This is a genomic window from Arthrobacter sp. Soil763, assembly GCF_001428365.1.
Classification (GTDB): Bacteria; Actinomycetota; Actinomycetes; order Actinomycetales; family Micrococcaceae; genus Arthrobacter.
Map to the genome: position 1 here is coordinate 728,901 of NZ_LMSH01000002.1, position 16,244 is coordinate 745,144.

Here is a 16,244-nt window from a genome sequence, read left to right on the forward strand (position 1 = left end):
GCGGAATCCGGTCCAGCTGTGACTAGGAGGGCTGCCGGTGCGGCAGGCGGCATTGCCGCCGCCGTACCGGCAGCCCTTTTTGCTGCCCTCGCCGGGACCGTCCTGCACGGCCAGAAGGTCCTGGTGGCCGGCGTCGATGTGCCGTGGGGCGCTGGCGCGGCGCTGCTGCTGCTCGCCGCCGTCGAACTCTGGCTTGGCGCGGCGTTCCGCTCCCTGCTCCCGACGGCGGCCTGCGGCGTCCTCTGCTACGCGCTGGCCGGGTGGTGGACGACGCTCCCGCCGGGCAGGCGGCTCATCATCGGGGACCTTGCCGGGAACCTCTGGATCTACGGCATCGCCGTGGTCACGGTCGGCATGCTCGTCTACTGCCGCCGCTACCGGCGGCCCTGACCTTCCCCGGCCGGCGATGGACATGCCCATCCCTGGCCGCCCAGGCCTGCCACCGGTGACGGACATGCCCATCCCTGGAAGTCAGGACTGGGCATGTCCGGTTATGCCCATTGCTGAGCTCGGGAAGCGGGCATGCCCATCCGGACTGCTGCTTCGCCGGTGACCGACATGCCCATCTGGGGCAGTGAGGACTGGGCATATCCGGTTATGCCCGCTGCTGAGCTCGGGCCGCGGACATGTCCATCCGGCCCTCCGATGACGGACCTGCTCTCTCCTGGCCGTTAGGACCGGACATGCCGGGTTATGCCCACTCCTGGCCGCTAGGAGCAGGCATTCCGAGTTGTGCCCACTGCTGGTCGCGGCCCCCGGGCATGCGTTCTGCACATAGCGGAGTCCAGTGCTGTCGGCCTGCAACCCAGGGCCGCCACCATGGGCGGATGAACAGACTCAGCGAAGTTATGGCAACGTACGACGGCGTCGCCCGGGCTAAACATCTGGCCGCCGCCGGTGTCTCCACCACCCGGCTGCGGGTTGCGATGGCCGACGGCGCCGTCACCCGTGTCGCCCGAGGTGTCTACGCCGTGCCGGGCGCCGACCCGCAACTGGTCGCCATCCGATCCCTTCCAGCGGAGCCGGCCTGTGTGACGGCTGCGGTGCTGAGCGGACTTTGGGTGATGCAGGCGCCCGCTCAGCCGCACATCGCCATCACCCACAGCCGCGCCTACCCAGGGTTTGTCTGCCACCGGATGAGCGCGCCGCCGAGTCTCGCCGACACGGTCATACAGTGTCTGCGCTGCCTTCCCGACCTGGACGGGCTTGCCGTGGCCGAATCCGCCGTCGTGCTCAAGGGGCTACCGCTGGCGGAGCTGCGCCGGGGTCTGGTCGGGCGAAACGATGCCCGGGAGCGTCGGCTCGTAGCTGCGATTGTGCCGCAGTCACAGTCCATCATCGAGTGCATGGCCCGGTACCTCCTCCGGCGTGCGGGCTACCTGGTCGAGTCGCAAGTCAACATCCCCGGGATGGGACACCTGGATCTCATGGTCGACGGGCGGCTTGGCATCGAGGCTGACGGCGCGGAGTTTCACATGGACCGGACGAGCTTCGAGGAAGACCGGCGCCGATGGAACGTCACCACCCGTTTGGGCGTGCCAACCCTGGTGGTGAGCTACTCGCTGCTCCGATACCGCCCGCAGGAATTCCTGGCCCTCGTCCGGGATACGCTGCGCCGGCTCCCGGCCGCCGCATAGCACTGGGCGGGCGCAGCGGTCGGACCGACTTGCCTGCAACGGGCATGTCCGGCTGACCAGACCGGGAGTGGGCATATCCGGTCATGTCCAGTGGTCGCGGCGAAGGATGGGCATGTCCGGAGGCGGCGGGCCGGGCGAGAGCTGAGCATGTCCAGCGGGCCGGGCAGGGAATGGGCGTATCCGGTTATGTCCAGCGGTCGCGGCGAAGGATGGGCATGTCCGGAGGGATAGCGCCGGTGGGGGAGTGGTGGCTACCGGAGCGCGGCGGACGGGCCGGGGCGGCGGCGGGGCGGGGGCGGCGGCACCGGCTTGGCAGCCAGGACGAGGGCGAGCGGCACGACAACGTCGGACCGCCTGGTGCGGATGGTGCAGTCGGTATCGGTGCGGGCCACCAGCTCACCCAGGGCGTCCGTCATGCCGCCCTCGATGCGGTACCGGACCACCACGCGGGTGCCCAGGCATGCGGCGGCAAGGAACGCCTGGGGCGGCGGCAGGGAGGCACTCACCCGTCCATCCTAGGTCGCGGGAGGCCCGCGGAAGGTCCGGGAGCCCGCCCTGCGCCGTCCGGCCGATCAGCCCGCGCGGACCCGTGTGACGCCCGGCTAGGTTCGCGCATGCAGGCTGGGAGATAATAGGCTCGGAAGTCAGCAGCCCGGCGCTCAGGCCGGGCATGATCCGGCCGGACGCCGGACCCAACGTGGAGAGGCCAGGGACGTGACGTACGTAATCGCGCAGCCGTGTGTTGATGTCAAGGACAAGGCATGTATTGAAGAGTGCCCGGTCGACTGCATCTACGAGGGTGAGCGTTCCCTGTACATCCACCCGGACGAGTGCGTGGACTGCGGCGCCTGCGAGCCGGTGTGCCCCGTCGAGGCCATCTACTACGAGGATGACACCCCGGAGGAATGGGCGGACTACTACAAGGCCAACGTCGAGTTCTTCGACGTGCTTGGCTCGCCCGGCGGCGCCGCGAAGATCGGCAACACCCACACGGACCACCCGATGATCGCGGCCCTGCCGCCGCAGAACCAGGACAACTAGGGCGGCGCCCCGGTGACCTCTGCCGTGCGCAGCTTCGGCCTCAGCCTGCCCGACTACCCCTGGGAAGCCATGGCCCCGTACCTGGCCCGGGCGGCGGACCACCCCGGCGGCGTCGTGAACCTCTCAATCGGTACCCCCGTCGATGACACCCCCGCGCTGGTCCAGGAGGCGCTCCGGGCCGCGGCCAACGCCCCGGGCTACCCGACGGTGCACGGCACCCCGGCGCTCCGCGAGGCCATCGCGGCCTGGTTCGAGCGGCGCCGCGGCGTCCCCGGCCTGAACCCGGACCACGTCATGCCCACCGTCGGGTCCAAGGAACTCGTGGCCTGGCTGCCGTTCCTGCTCGGGCTCAAGACCGGCGACGTCGTCGTCCGGCCCACGGTGGCGTACCCCACCTACGACATCGGGGCCACCTTTGCCGGGGCCGAGCACGTGGCCGCGGATGACTTGGACGAACTCGACGCCGGGACCCGGGCCCGGGTCCGGCTCATCTGGGTTAACTCCCCGGGCAATCCCACCGGCAGCGTCCGCGACGCCGCGTCCCTGGCGCGGCTCGTCGCGCAGGCGCGGGACGTCGGCGCCGTCGTGGCCTCCGATGAGTGCTACGCCGAACTCGGCTGGGGTGAGTGGGACGTCCAGCGCGGCGGGGAGCCCGTCCCCAGCATCCTGGATCCGCGCGTTTGCGGCGGCTCGCACGACGGACTCCTGGCGGTGTATTCGCTGAGCAAGCAGTCCAACCTGGCCGGCTACCGCGCCGCCTTCGTGGCCGGGGACGGCGGGCTGATGGCCAACCTCGTCAACAGCCGCAAGCACGCGGGCATGATCGTTCCCTTCCCCGTACAGGAAGCCATGCGGGTGGCCCTCGGCGACGACGGCCACGTCCAGGCGCAGAAGGACCTGTACCGGGGCCGCCGGGAGCGGATCCTGCCGGCCCTTGAGCGCTTCGGCCTGGCCATCCACGAGTCCCGCGCCGGGCTGTACCTGTGGTCCACCGCCGGCGAAGACACCTGGGAGACCGTGGGCCGGCTCGCAGACCGGGGCATCGTCGTCGGTCCCGGCGTCTTCTACGGCGACGCCGGCGACGGCTTCATCCGGGTGGCGCTGACGGCCGCCGATGAGCGGATCGACACCGCCGTCGGGCGCTTGGCTACGGGACCGTAACAATGCTGTGACGCGGGCCACAACATGCCCGGTTTGCGCGTCTTTACGCCGCCCCGGATTAGTGCCACCCGCGATCTGCCGGTAGTTTTTAACTGACTATCAATGGTGGCTTTCCACAAGAAGGCAGCGCGGCCGTTGGAATCCGTGTCCAGATGCAGGTTCCGTGGGCGGCTTCACCAGATGTTGGATCAAGCTTTCAACAAGGGGCCCAGATGCCTCATGAGGAGAATCCATGACTGAGACCACCAGCGCAACCCTGCGTCATGCGGGCGGCGAGCTCGAGCTGCCCCGCATCAAGGTTGTTGAGGGAAACGAAGGCTACGACGTTTCCAAGCTGCTGAAGCAGACCGGCGCCGTTGCCTTTGACCCCGGGTTCATGAACACCGCGGCCACCACCTCCGCCATCACCTACATCGACGGCGACGCCGGCATCCTGCGCTACCGCGGATACCCGATCGAGCAGCTCGCCCAGCACTCCAGCTTCCTCGAGGTTTCCTACCTGCTGATCTACGGCAACCTGCCGACGCCGGCGGAGCTTGAGGCCTTCGACCAGCGGATCCGCCACCACACCCTGCTGCACGAGGAGCTCAAGGGCTTCTTCAGCGGCTTCCCGCGGGACGCCCACCCGATGCCGGTCCTGTCCTCGGCCGTGTCCGCGCTCTCGACCTTCTACCAGGATTCGCTGGATCCCTTCAACGCCGAGCAGGTCGAGGTCTCGACTTACCGCCTGCTGGCCAAGATGCCGGTTATCGCCGCGTACGCCCTGAAGAAGTCCGTCGGCCAGCCGATGCTGTACCCGGACAACTCGCACAACCTCGTCGAGAACTTCCTGCGCCTGAGCTTCGGCCTGCCCGCCGAGCAGTACGAGGTGGATCCGGTCGTCGCCAAGGCCCTGGATCTGCTGCTGATCCTGCATGCGGACCACGAGCAGAACTGCTCCACCTCGACGGTCCGCCTGGTCGGCTCCTCCAACGCCAACCTCTTCGCCTCCGTCTCGGCCGGCATCAACGCCCTCTTCGGCCCGGCCCACGGCGGCGCCAACGAGGCCGTGCTCAAGATGCTCCGCCAGATCCAGGCCGACGGCATCAAGCCCGAGGACTACATGGAGAAGGTCAAGAACAAGGAAGACGGCGTCCGCCTCATGGGCTTCGGGCACCGGGTCTACAAGAACTACGACCCGCGCGCCAAGATCGTCAAGGCCACCGCGCACGAGATCCTCAGCAAGCTCGGCGGCAACGACGAACTGCTGGACATCGCCCTCCGCCTCGAAGAGAAGGCGCTGCAGGATGACTACTTCATCGAGCGCAAGCTCTACCCGAACGTGGACTTCTACACCGGCCTGATCTACAAGGCCATGGGCTTCCCGGAGAAGATGTTCACCGTCCTCTTCGCGATCGGCCGCCTGCCGGGCTGGATCGCGCAGTGGCGCGAAATGATCAGCGACCCGAACACCAAGATCGGCCGCCCGCGGCAGCTCTACACGGGTGAGCCGGAACGGCAGTACCCGACGGTCTAAATTCAGCAACGCACGACGCCGGTCGCGCACCTCACGCTTGAGGCGCGCGGCCGGCGTCGGCGTTTAGGGCGTCGCACCCCTCTCGGCGGCAGCCGGCCCCGCCGTGATGCGGGAGTTACAGGTGTGACCGGCGTGGGGCGCCGGACCAACTGCCCATCCGTGCTAAAAAAGACCAATGCCCAAATTTGTCGACGCTGCTTTGCGGCGCCAGGAAGTCGTGGACGCCGTCTTCCGAATTGTCGCCGCCGACGGCCTGGAACGGGCGTCCCTGCGCGAAGTGGCCGACGAGGCCAACCTCGCCGTAGGCTCCGTGCGGCACTACTTCGCCAGCAGCGACGAGCTCCTGGCCCATTCCTTCGGCGCTGTGGTGGACCGCATCGCCGGCCGGCTCGACGCCGCCGAGGCCCGGCTGCCGGGGACCCGCGGCACGGCCGAACACCGGGCCGCGGTGCTGGAGCTGCTGAAGGAACTGCTGCCGCTGGACGAGGAGCGCGCCGTCGACGCCTGCGTCTGGATGGCCTTCAAGAACGCCGCACGGACCCGCCCGTTCCTGGCCCCGGAGGCTGACCGCAGCCACCGCACGGTTGCCGCCGTCGTCGGACGCCTCATGATGGACCTGAACGGCGCCTCCGGCGACCCGGACCACCAGCGGCTGGTCACCGAGGCCGAGCGTCTCCTCGCCACCCTCGACGGCCTGACCATGCACGCCCTGCTGCAGCCGGAATGGATGACCGCGCAGATGTGCCACGACGTCCTGGAGGCCCACCTGGCCAGCCTGGGCGGTCCGGGAACGGGCCGTTGACCGCCGCCATTACCGCGCGGGGACATCAGGAATAGACTGGAAAAGTACGTGCTGCCAAGGGAGGCAAATCGGATGCACCACACAGGCGGTCCCGGCTGGCGAATCACCATGGACACCTCCGGCCCTATGCTCATAGCGCTGTATGTTCGCGACGCCGCCGGCCTGGATACCGCGGGCCACCCGGCGCTCTGCCACGTGGCCCCGAAAATCCGGCCCTCCGACCACTCGCACCTGATCAACGAGGTCGGCGGCATGCCGGCGTTGAAGACGGAGTGGGAAGCCTGGTGGGCCCAGCTGCTCAAGGCCCACCCCGAGATGGAGCCGGAGCTCGGGCCGCCGGGTTTCCGGGCTTTCGGGAACTCCCCGGCCCTGCGGCGGGTACTGCAGGCACACTTCGGCGCCGCGCTCAGCTGGGCGCGGGAACGCCGGGGCGAGTACCTCGCGCTCGAAGCGGAGCGGGACGCCAGCGGAGCCACCCAGCTGCTCGCCGACATGGTGGATGACCGGTTACTCGAAGTGGGCCGCGCCGCCCGGGATTTCGAGCTGACCATCATCGAGCTCCCGCTCGCCGAACCGCGGGCCTGGTACCTGGAACCGGACAAGATCATCATGAGCTCGGCACTGCTCTCCGAACCCGAGCTGTTCCGCAGTTACGTCCAGCCGGTCGTCGACCTGCTGGTCTGAGCCTGCCCCGCCGCCCTCGGGATGCGTCGCCCAGTGCGCCGGTCCCGCCTAGCCCGCCGGCGCCTCCGCGAGGGTGATCGTGACCTGGCCGCCGGCCGTGCCGTCCGTGGCCTGCCAGCCGTTGCGGGCGGACCTCGACCAGGCCTGGCCGTCCGCCCGGACATCGGCGATGGACAGCGGTTTGGCATTGGCCACGGCCCACTGTGCGACCGCCCAGGCGCGGTTGCCCTCGGCCACAACCGTCACCGTCCGCCCGGACACCGCTGCCGCGACCCCGAAGTCGGCGGCCAGCCGGTCCTGGACCTCGGCCGGGTCGCCGGCGGCGTCGGGCTTGCGGAGGGAGCAGTCCAGGCCCTGCGGCGTGAAGCCGGTGAGGGCGGAGGCGAAGGCCCGCGCCATCGGCTCGTGCTGGGCGTAGGCACCGGGGTAGGCGGAGCGCTGCACCCGCTGCGCCGCCTGGGTGATGGGCAGGGATTCATAGCCGGGGACCTTGACCAGCGCATCATAGAACGCGTTGGTCGCATGGTACGGGTCCATTACCTGTTCTTCGGTGCCCCAGCCCTGGGAAGGCCGCTGCTGGAACAAGCCGCGGGAATCCGGACCGGCCTGGTCGCCATGGCCGATGTTGCGCAGTTTTGACTCCTGCATGGCCGTGGCCAGGGCGATGCTGGCGGCGCGCGCGGGCAGCCCGCGCCGGACAGCGACGGCGCTGATCAGGGCGGCGTTGGCGGCCTGGTCGGTGGCGAGATCCTCGCCGCCGGCGCCCGTGGCGGTGCAGCGCTCGGTGATCAGCGTCTCGGAGCGCTGCAGGAACCCCACGGCCGTGTAGATGGCGCCGGCCACCATGACCAGCACCAGCATCAGCACCGTTCGACGGCGCCAGCTACCTTTGCGTGCCACGTGACTACTCCCTTGGGCCCCGCGGGGCCGGTCCGGTCCTGCGCCGGCCGGTGGCCGGGCGGCGGCTAGTTGGCGTGCAGGGCCTCATTGAGTTCCACGGTCTGCCCGGCGCGGGGGAGGACCTCAACCTCGCCGGTGGAGGAGTTGCGGCGGAACAGCAGGTTGGGAACGCCGGAGAGCTCCACGGCTTTCACGATCCGGCTGGTGTCCTCGCCGTCGGCGTCCTTGGGCCCGGCCACCCGCACGCGCGTGCCGGCCGTGACATACAGCCCGGCCTCGACGACCGAGTCGTCGCCGATGCTGATGCCCACGCCGGAGTTGGCGCCGAGCAGGACCCGCTCGCCGAGTGAGATCTTTTCCTTGCCGCCGCCGGAGAGGGTTCCCATGATCGAGGCGCCGCCGCCGACGTCGGTGCCGTCACCGGCCACGACGCCGGCGGAGATGCGGCCTTCGACCATGGACGTGCCGAGCGTGCCGGCGTTGAAGTTCACGAAGCCCTCGTGCATGACCGTGGTGCCCTCGGCCAGGTGCGCGCCGAGCCGCACCCGGTCGGCGTCGGCGATCCGGACACCGGAGGGGATCACGTAGTCGACCATCCGCGGGAACTTGTCCACGCCGTAGACGGTGACCGCGCCGCGCTTGCGCAGCCGCGCACGGGTCAGCTCGAAGCCGTCGACGGCGGCCGGGCCGAAGTTGGTCCACACCACGTTGGGCAGCTTGCCGAAGATCCCGTCGAGGTTGATGGTGTTCGGCTGGACCAGGCGGTGGGAAAGCAGGTGCAGCCGCAGGTACGCGTCGGCGGTGTCGGCCGGGGCCTCGTCAAGGTTGACCTGGACGAAGACGACCTTCTGCTCGGTGCCGCGGTCGGCGTCGTCGCCCTGCTCGGCGATCTCCAGCAGCGCCTGGTCGGCGTTGGCGACGTCGCGGAGCTGCTCCGCGGCGGTGCCCAGGGCCGGAGCAGGGAACCAAACGTCCAGCACGGTGGCGTCGGCGTTGCGGGTGGCGATCGTCGCGATCCCGTAGCCGAAGGCTGAACGGGCGTCGGAGGGCACGGCGGCAGCAGGGGTTTCAGTCATGCCACAAGTCTATCGACGGTCCCCGCGCCCCCGAAAACGGTGACGGGGGAGGACAGCTAGAGTGGAACGGTGACTGAGCACCCTGCCCCCGCCCGCCTGGACCTGCGCCAGGACGTTGCCCTGCTGACCGCGGACATCATCGACATTTTCAGCGTCTCGGGGGAGGAAGGCCGGCTGGCCGACGCCGTCGAGCGCGCCCTCCGCGGCATCCCGGAGCTTGAGCTGACCCGCGACGGCGACGCCATCGTCGCCCGGACCAGCCTCGGCCGGGACGAACGCGTGATCCTCGCCGGACACCTGGACACCGTCCCGCTGCCCACCACCGACGGCGCGCTGGGCACCGTGCCCTCCTACTGGCCCTCCGGAGCGCCGGGGGAAGGCCTCCTGTACGGCCGGGGCGCCACCGACATGAAGGGCGGCGTCGCCGTGCAGCTGGCACTCGCGGCCGGACTGTTCGACGGCGGTGCGGAGCCGGACAAGGACGTCACCTTCGTCTTCTACGACCACGAGGAGGTCGAAGGGGTCAAAAGCGGGCTGGGCCGGCTGGTCCGCAACCACGGCGACCTGCTCGAGGGCGACTTCGCGATCCTGCTCGAGCCCACCCACGGGACGGTTGAGGGCGGCTGCAACGGCACCATCCGCTTCGAGGCGACGACCCTCGGCGAAGCCGCGCACTCGGCCCGTGCCTGGATGGGCAGCAACGCCATCCACGCCGCGGCTCCGATCCTGGCCCGGCTGGCTGCCTACGAACCGCAGACCGTGACTGTGGACGGGCTGGACTACCGCGAGAGCCTGAACGCCGTGCGCGTCCACGGCGGGACCGCCGGCAACGTCATCCCGGACCGCTGCGTCGTGGAGATCAACTACCGCTTCGCCCCGGACAAGTCCATGGAACAGGCCGAGGCACACGTCCGGGGCCTCCTGGAGGGCTTCGACCTGGTCCGGACCGACGGCGCGAACGGCGCCCGTCCCGGCCTGAACCACCCGGCCGCCGCGTCCTTTGTCGCCGCCGTCGGCGCCGAACCGAAGCCCAAATACGGCTGGACCGACGTCGCCCGTTTCAGCGAACTCGGCGTTCCCGCAGTGAACTTCGGCCCGGGGGACGCCCTGCTGGCGCACAAGGACGACGAGCACGTCGACGCCGACGCGATCCGCGACTGCCTGCGCGCGCTGCGCACCTGGCTTGGCGTGTAGCGCCGCTCCGAACCTGCACTCATAAGTAGAAAAAGGAAGGTCCGGAACCCTGCGGGGTTCCGGACCTTCCTTTGTGTCCAGGGGCTGGACCGGCCTACTTGGCCGGGGCGGTCCCGGCGACCGGGACGTGCGCCGTGCCGCCGGCGGCCTTCTTGGAGCCCCGCTTCTCGATCCAAATCGCCAGGCGGGAGACCGCCAGGTTGATCGCGATGTAGATGGCCGCGGCCACGAAGAACACCGGGAAGAGGTACTGCGGGCCGAGGAAGTCCGCCATCACCTGCACCGCGCGCAGGAGCTCGCCGTACGCCACGATGTAGCCCAGCGAGGTGTCCTTCAGGAGCACCACCAGCTGCGCCACCAGCGAGGGGAGCATCCGGCGGATGGCCTGCGGCAGCTCAATGGTCAGCCGCGACTGGAAGCTGGTCAGGCCGATCGCCAGGCCGGCTTCCCGCTGGCCCTTGGGCAGGGACTGGATGCCGGCACGGATGATCTCGGCGAAGATCGCCGAGTTGTACAGGACCAGGCCTGCCACGACCGCGATGAACGAGCTGGTGGCGAAGACGAGCAGCACGAACAGCATCATCAGGACCACCGGCATCCCGCGCAGGAATTCCAGCACAATCCGGGTCGGCACCCGGATCCAGGCGATGTCGGAGATCCGCATCAGGCACAGCAGCAGGCCCAGCGGGAAGGCGATGACCGCGGCCACCGCGGCCGCGCTGAGCGTGGCGCCGATGCCGTTGGCGATCAGGTTCCACACGTCCGCCTGGCTGAAAATGGCCCAGCGCTGGCTCTCGAAGATGCCCTGCTGGGCGAGGGTCATCACGGCCACGGCGACGACGGCGGCGATCAGGATGATGCCGATGACCGAACCGATCAGGGAAACGCGGCGGGCCTTGGGACCCGGGACGTCGTAGAGAACTGAGCTCATCGTGCGATCGCCACCTTTCGTTCAACCACGTTGGCCAGGTAGCCAAGCGGGACGGTAATCAGCAGGTAGAAGAACGCGACGCCGACCAGCACCCACATGACGGCGTCGCCGTGGTCGTTGGCCAGCTGCTTGCCGTAGCCGAAGAGTTCCAGGACGTAGAAGGCGCCGGCCACAGAGGAGTTCTTCACCAGGGCGATCAGGATGTTGATCAGCGGCGGGATCACCGTCCGGAGTGCCTGCGGCAGGATGATCAGGGAGAGCACCTGGCCGAACTTCATGCCGATGCTGCGGGCGGCCTCGGCCTGGCCGACCGGAACGCTGTTGACACCGGAGCGGACGGCCTCGGCGATGAACGCCGCGGTGTAGGCGCTCAGGGCGATGATGGCCGCGATTTCAAACTGCTCGAAGGTGACGCCCAGGCGGGGCAGTACGACGGCGGCGAAGAAGAACGCGATGGTCAGCGGGGTATTCCGGACGACTTCGACGTAGGCCATGCTGAAGCCGCGCAGCGCCGCGATGGGGGAGACCCGGGCCGCCGCGAGCAAGGTGCCGAAAACCAGGGCAATGATTCCCGAGACCACGGCCAGGAAGAGGGTTCTGAGAAAGCCGTCCCAGTACTGGGGCAGGCTTTCAATGATGACGTCCATAGGTTCCTTCAGCTGCGTTGAGGGGGTTCAAGCAAGAACAGGGCAGGGACGGCCGCCGGCCCGCATGGGTCGCGGGTGCCGGCGGCCGCCGTGCCTGTTTAGTAACGGTCGATGGCGGGAAGCTTCGGGGCCGTCTTGATGACGGCGCCGGCAGTGGCCTCCCAGGCCTTCTTGTAAGAACCGTCCTTGTCGAAGGCTTCCAGCTGGTCGTTGATCCAGCTGCGGAAGACCTTGTCGTCCTTCTTCAGGCCGATGCCGTAGGGCTCCTTGGTGAAGGTCTCGTCGGAGGCGAGCTTGAAGGCGTCCGGCTCCTTGTTGACGAAGCCGGCGAGGATGACGTTGTCGGTGGTGACGGCTTCAACCTGCTTGTTGCGCAGCGGCTCCAGGCAAGCGGAGTAGGTCGCGGCCGGGACCAGGACAGCCCCGTACTTCTCGACGATGGTCGAGGCGGGGGTGGAACCGGTCACGGAGCAGACCTTCTTGCCCTTAACGTCTTCGGGCTTGGTGATCGAGGAGTTGTCCTTGTTCACCATCAGCGCCTGGCCTGCCTCGTAGTACGGGCCGGCGAAGTCGACTTCGGTCTTGCGCTTGTCGCTGATCGTGTAGGTGGCGACGATCAGGTCGACCTTGCCCTGCTTGATGAACTGCTCACGGTTGGCGGACACCGTCTCAACCCACTCGATCTTGTCAGCGGGGATGCCCAGCTTGGCGGCGAGCAGCTTGCCGATCTCGACGTCGAAACCGACCGGCTTGCCGTCCAGGCCCTTCTGGCCGAACAGCGGCTGGTCAAACTTGGTGCCGATGGTGATCTTGCCGGCGGAGGAAAGCTTTGCCATGGTGCTGTCGGCGGCAAAGCTCGGCTTCTCGGCGACAGGCGGGTTGGAAGTGGAGGAGCTGCCGCCGCACGCGCTCAGGCTCAGGGCCAAAGCTGCCGATGCGGCAACCAGAAGGGATTTCCTTCGGGTCAAAAATGCCTTCATGACATTCCTTTCATTGGTCGGCTGCCTCACGGCAGCCTGGGTGCGAACTCTGCGGAAAATTGGAGCCTGGCGGGACGGGGACGGCCCGGTGCGCTGAGGAGGCTCAGTGCGTCAGGAGCTTGGAGAGGAAGTCCTTGGCCCGGTCGCTCTTCGGGTTGGTGAAGAACTCCTCGGGCGTGGCGTCCTCCACGATCTGGCCGTCGGCCATGAAGACCACGCGGTCCGCCGCCTTGCGGGCGAAGCCCATCTCGTGGGTCACCACGATCATGGTCATGCCTTCCTTGGCCAGCTGGATCATGACGTCGAGGACCTCGTTGATCATTTCCGGGTCGAGGGCCGAGGTGGGCTCGTCGAAGAGCATGACCTTGGGCTTCATCGCCAGGGCGCGGGCGATCGCCACACGCTGCTGCTGGCCGCCGGAAAGCTGTGCAGGCAGCTTGGGAGCCTGGTGTCCGACGCCGACGCGTTCCAGCAACGCCATCGCGTCCTTGTCGGCCTCGGCCTTGGAGACGCCCTTGACCTTGATCGGGCCGAGTGTGACGTTTTCCAGGATCGTCTTGTGCGCGAAGAGGTTGAAGGACTGGAAGACCATGCCGACGTCGGCGCGCAGCTTGGCGAGCTCCTTGCCTTCGGCGGGCAGTTCCTTGCCATCGATCTTGATAACGCCGTCGTCGATGGTTTCCAGGCGGTTGATGGCGCGGCACAGCGTCGACTTGCCGGAGCCCGAGGGGCCGATCACGACAACGACCTCTCCCTTGCGGACGTTCAGATTGATGTCCTTGAGGACGTGCAACTGGCCGTAATGCTTGTTCACGGCATTCAGGGAGACGAGGGCATCGCCGGGCACTTGAGTAGTCATAAGAAGAATCTAGCGAACATTAGCGGATTATGACCCCAATCACTCGGAGATGCCCAACATCGTGACCCAAGAGATATCCGCAGGTCAGCGGGCCTGCGGTGCGGTGTACCCGGCCCGGCCGCGCCGCCCGGCCGGTGCTTTGATCCGCGCTAGCCTATGGACATGAGCACCGAACCGCAGCCCTCCAAAGACCAGAACCCCGCGCCGGCAGCCGGGGCCGGGCGGCGGGACACCCCGCCCGCCAACGGAATCCGGCACAAGGGGCCGCTGGAACTGCGCCGCAAAGCCGCCAGGGTCACGATGTCCGACCAGACGCTGCTGGACACCAAGGGGCCCGGACAGTTCGTGCACACCGACCCTTGGCGCGTACTCCGGATCCAGAGCGAATTCGTCGAAGGGTTCGGCGCGCTCGCCGACCTCGGCCCGGCCGTCAGCGTGTTCGGATCCGCCCGCACGCAGCCCGGGAGCCTGAACTACGAACTGGCCGTGGAAGTCGGGCGCAAGCTGGCCGAGGCAGGGCTGGCGGTTATCACCGGCGGCGGCCCCGGCTCGATGGAGGCAGCCAACAAGGGCGCCGTCCAGGGCAACGGCGTCTCCGTGGGCCTTGGCATCGAACTGCCCTTCGAGCAGGGCATGAACCAGTGGGTGGACCTGGGCATCAACTTCCGCTACTTCTTCGCGCGGAAGACCATGTTCGTCAAGTACGCCCAAGGGTTCATCGTGCTCCCCGGCGGCCTCGGCACCCTGGACGAACTCTTCGAGGCCATGGTCCTGGTCCAGACCCGCAAGGTCACCTCGTTCCCGATCGTGCTGATCGGCACGGCCTTCTGGAGCCCCATGCTGGACTGGCTCCAGACCACCCTGGTCACCGAGGGCATGATGGCCGAGGAGGACCTGGACTTGGTGCAGATTGTCGACGACCCCGCGCTCGCGGTTGCCCTGATCGTCGAGGGCGCCGCCCGGCACCGCAACCCGAACGGCGGGACCACCGGTGCCGGCACGGACCCCGCCGGCGGACCGCAGGCCTGAGCAGTCCGCCCGGCCGCGTCTGGCACGATGGTGCTGTGAGTTTCTTCCTGGTCTTCGTGGCGGTCCTGCTGGCCGCCGTCGCCATCCTTGCCGGCACCGACCTGGTGCCGCGGCTGTTCCGCCGCCGCGACGGCGAGCAGCCCTTTGACGACGGCTTCGACGAACCCGTCGCTTCGCTGCCGGCCGTGCTGCTCCCCGCCGAGGCCGGCCCGGCCGACGTCGACCGGATCCGCTTTGCCGTGGGCGTCCGGGGCTACCGGATGGACCAGGTGGACCAGGTCCTCGACGAGCTGCGGGACCAGCTTGCCCGGAAGGACGGCGTGATCGCCCGGCTGCAGAGCGAGCTGGAGAACCGGGCGCCGGAGCACGCGCCGGACCGGCAAGCGTGAGCGTGACCGCCCCGGACCGCCCCCGGCCCTCACCTGGCGCGACGCTTGCGGCCGCCGGCGCGCACGCCGCGCGGTGGCCGTGGTGGCTGCAGGCGGGCGTGCTCTACCTCGCCGCCCGCCTGGTCAGTGCCGCCATTTTTATGGCTGCGGCCCTGCACCAGGGCGTGAATCCGTGGTTCCCGGCCAAACCGGACTACTGGAACTTCATCAACATCTGGGACGCCCGCTGGTACGGCGAGGCGCTCGGCAACGGCTATCCCTCCCGGCTGCCGACCGACGAGGCCGGCAACGTCCAGGAAAACGCCTGGGCCTTCTACCCGCTGTTCCCGGTCCTGGGCCGTGCCCTGACCGGGCTCACCGGCATCGCGCCGGCAGCGTCGCTGACCATTATCGCCATGGCCTCGGGCCTGGCGGCCGCGCTGGTGGTCTACCGGCTCTTCCGGGAGCTGGCCACGCACCGCACGGCGCTGTGGGGCGCCGCGTTCTTCGCGACCTTCCCCGTCGCTCCGGTCCTGCAGGTGCCCTACGCGGAGTCACTGAACCTCCTGCTGCTTGCCACAGCCCTGCTGCTGGTGGTGCGCCGGCGCTACCTCTGGGCCATGCCGGTGGTGCTGCTGATGTGCCTGTCCCGGCCCACCGGCGTGCCGTTCGCCGCGATGGTCGGCCTGCTGTTCCTGCACCGGCTGTTCACGCACGACGGGTTCCGCGGCCGGGTGCTGCGGCGCCGTGGCCTCCCGGCGGCCGGCGCGCCGGCGCCTGTCGCCGGCGGTCCGTCCGGCGCCGGGGGGCTGTGGTCGCTGGCTGCCCTCGCCGTCGTCAGCGCCGCCGGCGCCCTCGCCTGGCCGGCCATTGCCTGGGCCACCACCGGCGACATCCAGGCGTACACCAAGACGGAAACCGTGTGGCGCGGCCATGACCTGGTGCCGTTCAAGCCCTGGTTCGATACCGGCGTCCAGCTCTTTGGGCCGGTCCTGGGGCTGCTGGCGCCGTTCGCCTTCGTGGCCGTGTTCGTGCTGGTGATGATGTCCCGGCCCGTGGCCGCCCTGGGCACCGAACTGCGGCTCTGGTGCGTGTGTTACGTCGGCTACCTGCTGGCCTTCCTGCACCCGCAGACCAGCACCTTCCGGATGCTGCTGCCGCTCTTCCCGCTGGCCCTGGGGGCGGCGTTCGTGTCCCGCTCCCGCGCCTACCGCGGCACGGTCGTGCTCATGTTCGTGCTGCTCCAGATTGTCTGGATCGTGTGGCTCTGGACCTGGGCGCAACTGCCCGGCGGCGGCGACTATCCGCCGTGACGCCGGACACCTTTCGGGGCCGGACGCGCGGCATTCCGCGGCGCCCCGGAAAGTCCATCGATTAGCTACACGCGCGTAATTACGGGATAATAGGCACCAAGCAAGG

General features: G+C 68.8%; 18 protein-coding genes. 11 read left to right on the top strand and 7 right to left on the bottom strand.

What is annotated here, in order from left to right; translation table 11 throughout:
• The first annotated feature begins 18 nt into the window (after positions 1–18).
• Complete coding sequence (locus ASG71_RS07005; RefSeq protein ID WP_056737935.1) at positions 19–390, top strand: hypothetical protein; 372 nt, start codon at positions 19–21, stop codon at positions 388–390.
• A 437-nt stretch (positions 391–827) separates the two neighbouring features.
• Positions 828–1,637, top strand: coding sequence for a type IV toxin-antitoxin system AbiEi family antitoxin domain-containing protein (locus ASG71_RS07010; RefSeq protein ID WP_157366257.1), 810 nt, complete (start codon positions 828–830; stop codon positions 1,635–1,637).
• Positions 1,638–1,888: 251 nt separating this feature from the next.
• Here the strand turns inward: ASG71_RS07010 and ASG71_RS07015 are convergent, their stop codons facing one another.
• Positions 1,889–2,143: a hypothetical protein gene (locus ASG71_RS07015; RefSeq protein WP_056737937.1), complete on the bottom strand. Its 255-nt coding sequence runs from the start codon at positions 2,141–2,143 to the stop codon at positions 1,889–1,891.
• 208 nt (positions 2,144–2,351) lie between these two features.
• Here ASG71_RS07015 and fdxA point away from each other — a divergent pair, with 208 nt between their 5' ends.
• The 5 genes from fdxA to ASG71_RS07040 all read left to right on the top strand — a co-directional run bounded on the left by fdxA (position 2,352) and on the right by ASG71_RS07040 (position 6,841).
• Positions 2,352–2,678 (top strand): ferredoxin, encoded by a 327-nt coding sequence (gene fdxA, locus ASG71_RS07020; protein WP_056737938.1) that lies wholly within the window; start codon positions 2,352–2,354, stop codon positions 2,676–2,678.
• 12 nt (positions 2,679–2,690) lie between these two features.
• Positions 2,691–3,839, top strand: a complete 1,149-nt coding sequence (dapC, locus tag ASG71_RS07025; RefSeq protein WP_056737939.1) for a succinyldiaminopimelate transaminase — start codon at positions 2,691–2,693, stop codon at positions 3,837–3,839.
• 232 nt (positions 3,840–4,071) lie between these two features.
• Positions 4,072–5,355 carry a citrate synthase gene (locus tag ASG71_RS07030; protein ID WP_056737940.1) on the top strand — a complete coding sequence of 428 codons (1,284 nt, stop codon included), beginning with the start codon at positions 4,072–4,074 and terminating at the stop codon, positions 5,353–5,355.
• Positions 5,356–5,530: 175 nt separating this feature from the next.
• A complete protein-coding gene (locus ASG71_RS07035; RefSeq protein WP_056737941.1) occupies positions 5,531–6,157 on the top strand; it encodes a TetR/AcrR family transcriptional regulator in 627 nt (208 codons plus the stop codon).
• A gap of 72 nt (positions 6,158–6,229) precedes the next feature.
• Positions 6,230–6,841: a hypothetical protein gene (locus ASG71_RS07040; protein WP_056737942.1), complete on the top strand. Its 612-nt coding sequence runs from the start codon at positions 6,230–6,232 to the stop codon at positions 6,839–6,841.
• Positions 6,842–6,889: 48 nt separating this feature from the next.
• On the opposite strand, the gene ASG71_RS07045 is transcribed toward ASG71_RS07040, so the two are convergent.
• Together ASG71_RS07045 and dapD are read right to left on the bottom strand one after the other, a co-directional pair.
• Complete coding sequence (locus ASG71_RS07045) at positions 6,890–7,741, bottom strand: hypothetical protein (RefSeq protein WP_414826650.1); 852 nt, start codon at positions 7,739–7,741, stop codon at positions 6,890–6,892.
• A 65-nt stretch (positions 7,742–7,806) separates the two neighbouring features.
• A complete protein-coding gene (gene dapD, locus ASG71_RS07050) occupies positions 7,807–8,817 on the bottom strand; it encodes a 2,3,4,5-tetrahydropyridine-2,6-dicarboxylate N-succinyltransferase (protein ID WP_056737943.1) in 1,011 nt (336 codons plus the stop codon).
• 69 nt (positions 8,818–8,886) lie between these two features.
• Here dapD and dapE point away from each other — a divergent pair, with 69 nt between their 5' ends.
• Positions 8,887–10,011, top strand: coding sequence for a succinyl-diaminopimelate desuccinylase (dapE, locus tag ASG71_RS07055; RefSeq protein WP_056737944.1), 1,125 nt, complete (start codon positions 8,887–8,889; stop codon positions 10,009–10,011).
• Positions 10,012–10,105: 94 nt separating this feature from the next.
• On the opposite strand, the gene ASG71_RS07060 is transcribed toward dapE, so the two are convergent.
• The 4 genes from ASG71_RS07060 to ASG71_RS07075 form a co-directional block, all read right to left on the bottom strand.
• Positions 10,106–10,942 carry an amino acid ABC transporter permease gene (locus ASG71_RS07060; protein WP_056737945.1) on the bottom strand — a complete coding sequence of 279 codons (837 nt, stop codon included), beginning with the start codon at positions 10,940–10,942 and terminating at the stop codon, positions 10,106–10,108.
• Entirely contained in the window at positions 10,939–11,589 is a 651-nt protein-coding gene (locus tag ASG71_RS07065; protein ID WP_056737946.1) for an amino acid ABC transporter permease, read from the bottom strand. Before ASG71_RS07065 ends, ASG71_RS07060 begins: the two co-directional genes overlap by 4 nt.
• A gap of 98 nt (positions 11,590–11,687) precedes the next feature.
• Complete coding sequence (locus tag ASG71_RS07070; RefSeq protein ID WP_056737947.1) at positions 11,688–12,569, bottom strand: glutamate ABC transporter substrate-binding protein; 882 nt, start codon at positions 12,567–12,569, stop codon at positions 11,688–11,690.
• Between the two features lie 103 nt (positions 12,570–12,672).
• Complete coding sequence (locus ASG71_RS07075; protein ID WP_056737948.1) at positions 12,673–13,428, bottom strand: amino acid ABC transporter ATP-binding protein; 756 nt, start codon at positions 13,426–13,428, stop codon at positions 12,673–12,675.
• 162 nt (positions 13,429–13,590) lie between these two features.
• Between ASG71_RS07075 and ASG71_RS07080 the strand changes: the two genes are divergently transcribed.
• The 3 genes from ASG71_RS07080 to ASG71_RS07090 are packed head-to-tail and all read left to right on the top strand — an operon-like array spanning position 13,591 to position 16,138.
• Positions 13,591–14,457, top strand: coding sequence for a TIGR00730 family Rossman fold protein (locus tag ASG71_RS07080; protein WP_082575014.1), 867 nt, complete (start codon positions 13,591–13,593; stop codon positions 14,455–14,457).
• A gap of 35 nt (positions 14,458–14,492) precedes the next feature.
• On the top strand, positions 14,493–14,846 hold the full coding sequence (locus ASG71_RS07085; protein WP_056737950.1) for a DivIVA domain-containing protein: 354 nt from the start codon (positions 14,493–14,495) through the stop codon (positions 14,844–14,846).
• A gap of 2 nt (positions 14,847–14,848) precedes the next feature.
• The gene (locus tag ASG71_RS07090) at positions 14,849–16,138 is read left to right on the top strand and encodes a glycosyltransferase family 39 protein (protein ID WP_056737951.1); all 1,290 of its coding nucleotides are present in this window, start codon (positions 14,849–14,851) and stop codon (positions 16,136–16,138) included.
• Positions 16,139–16,244: the final 106 nt, after the last annotated feature.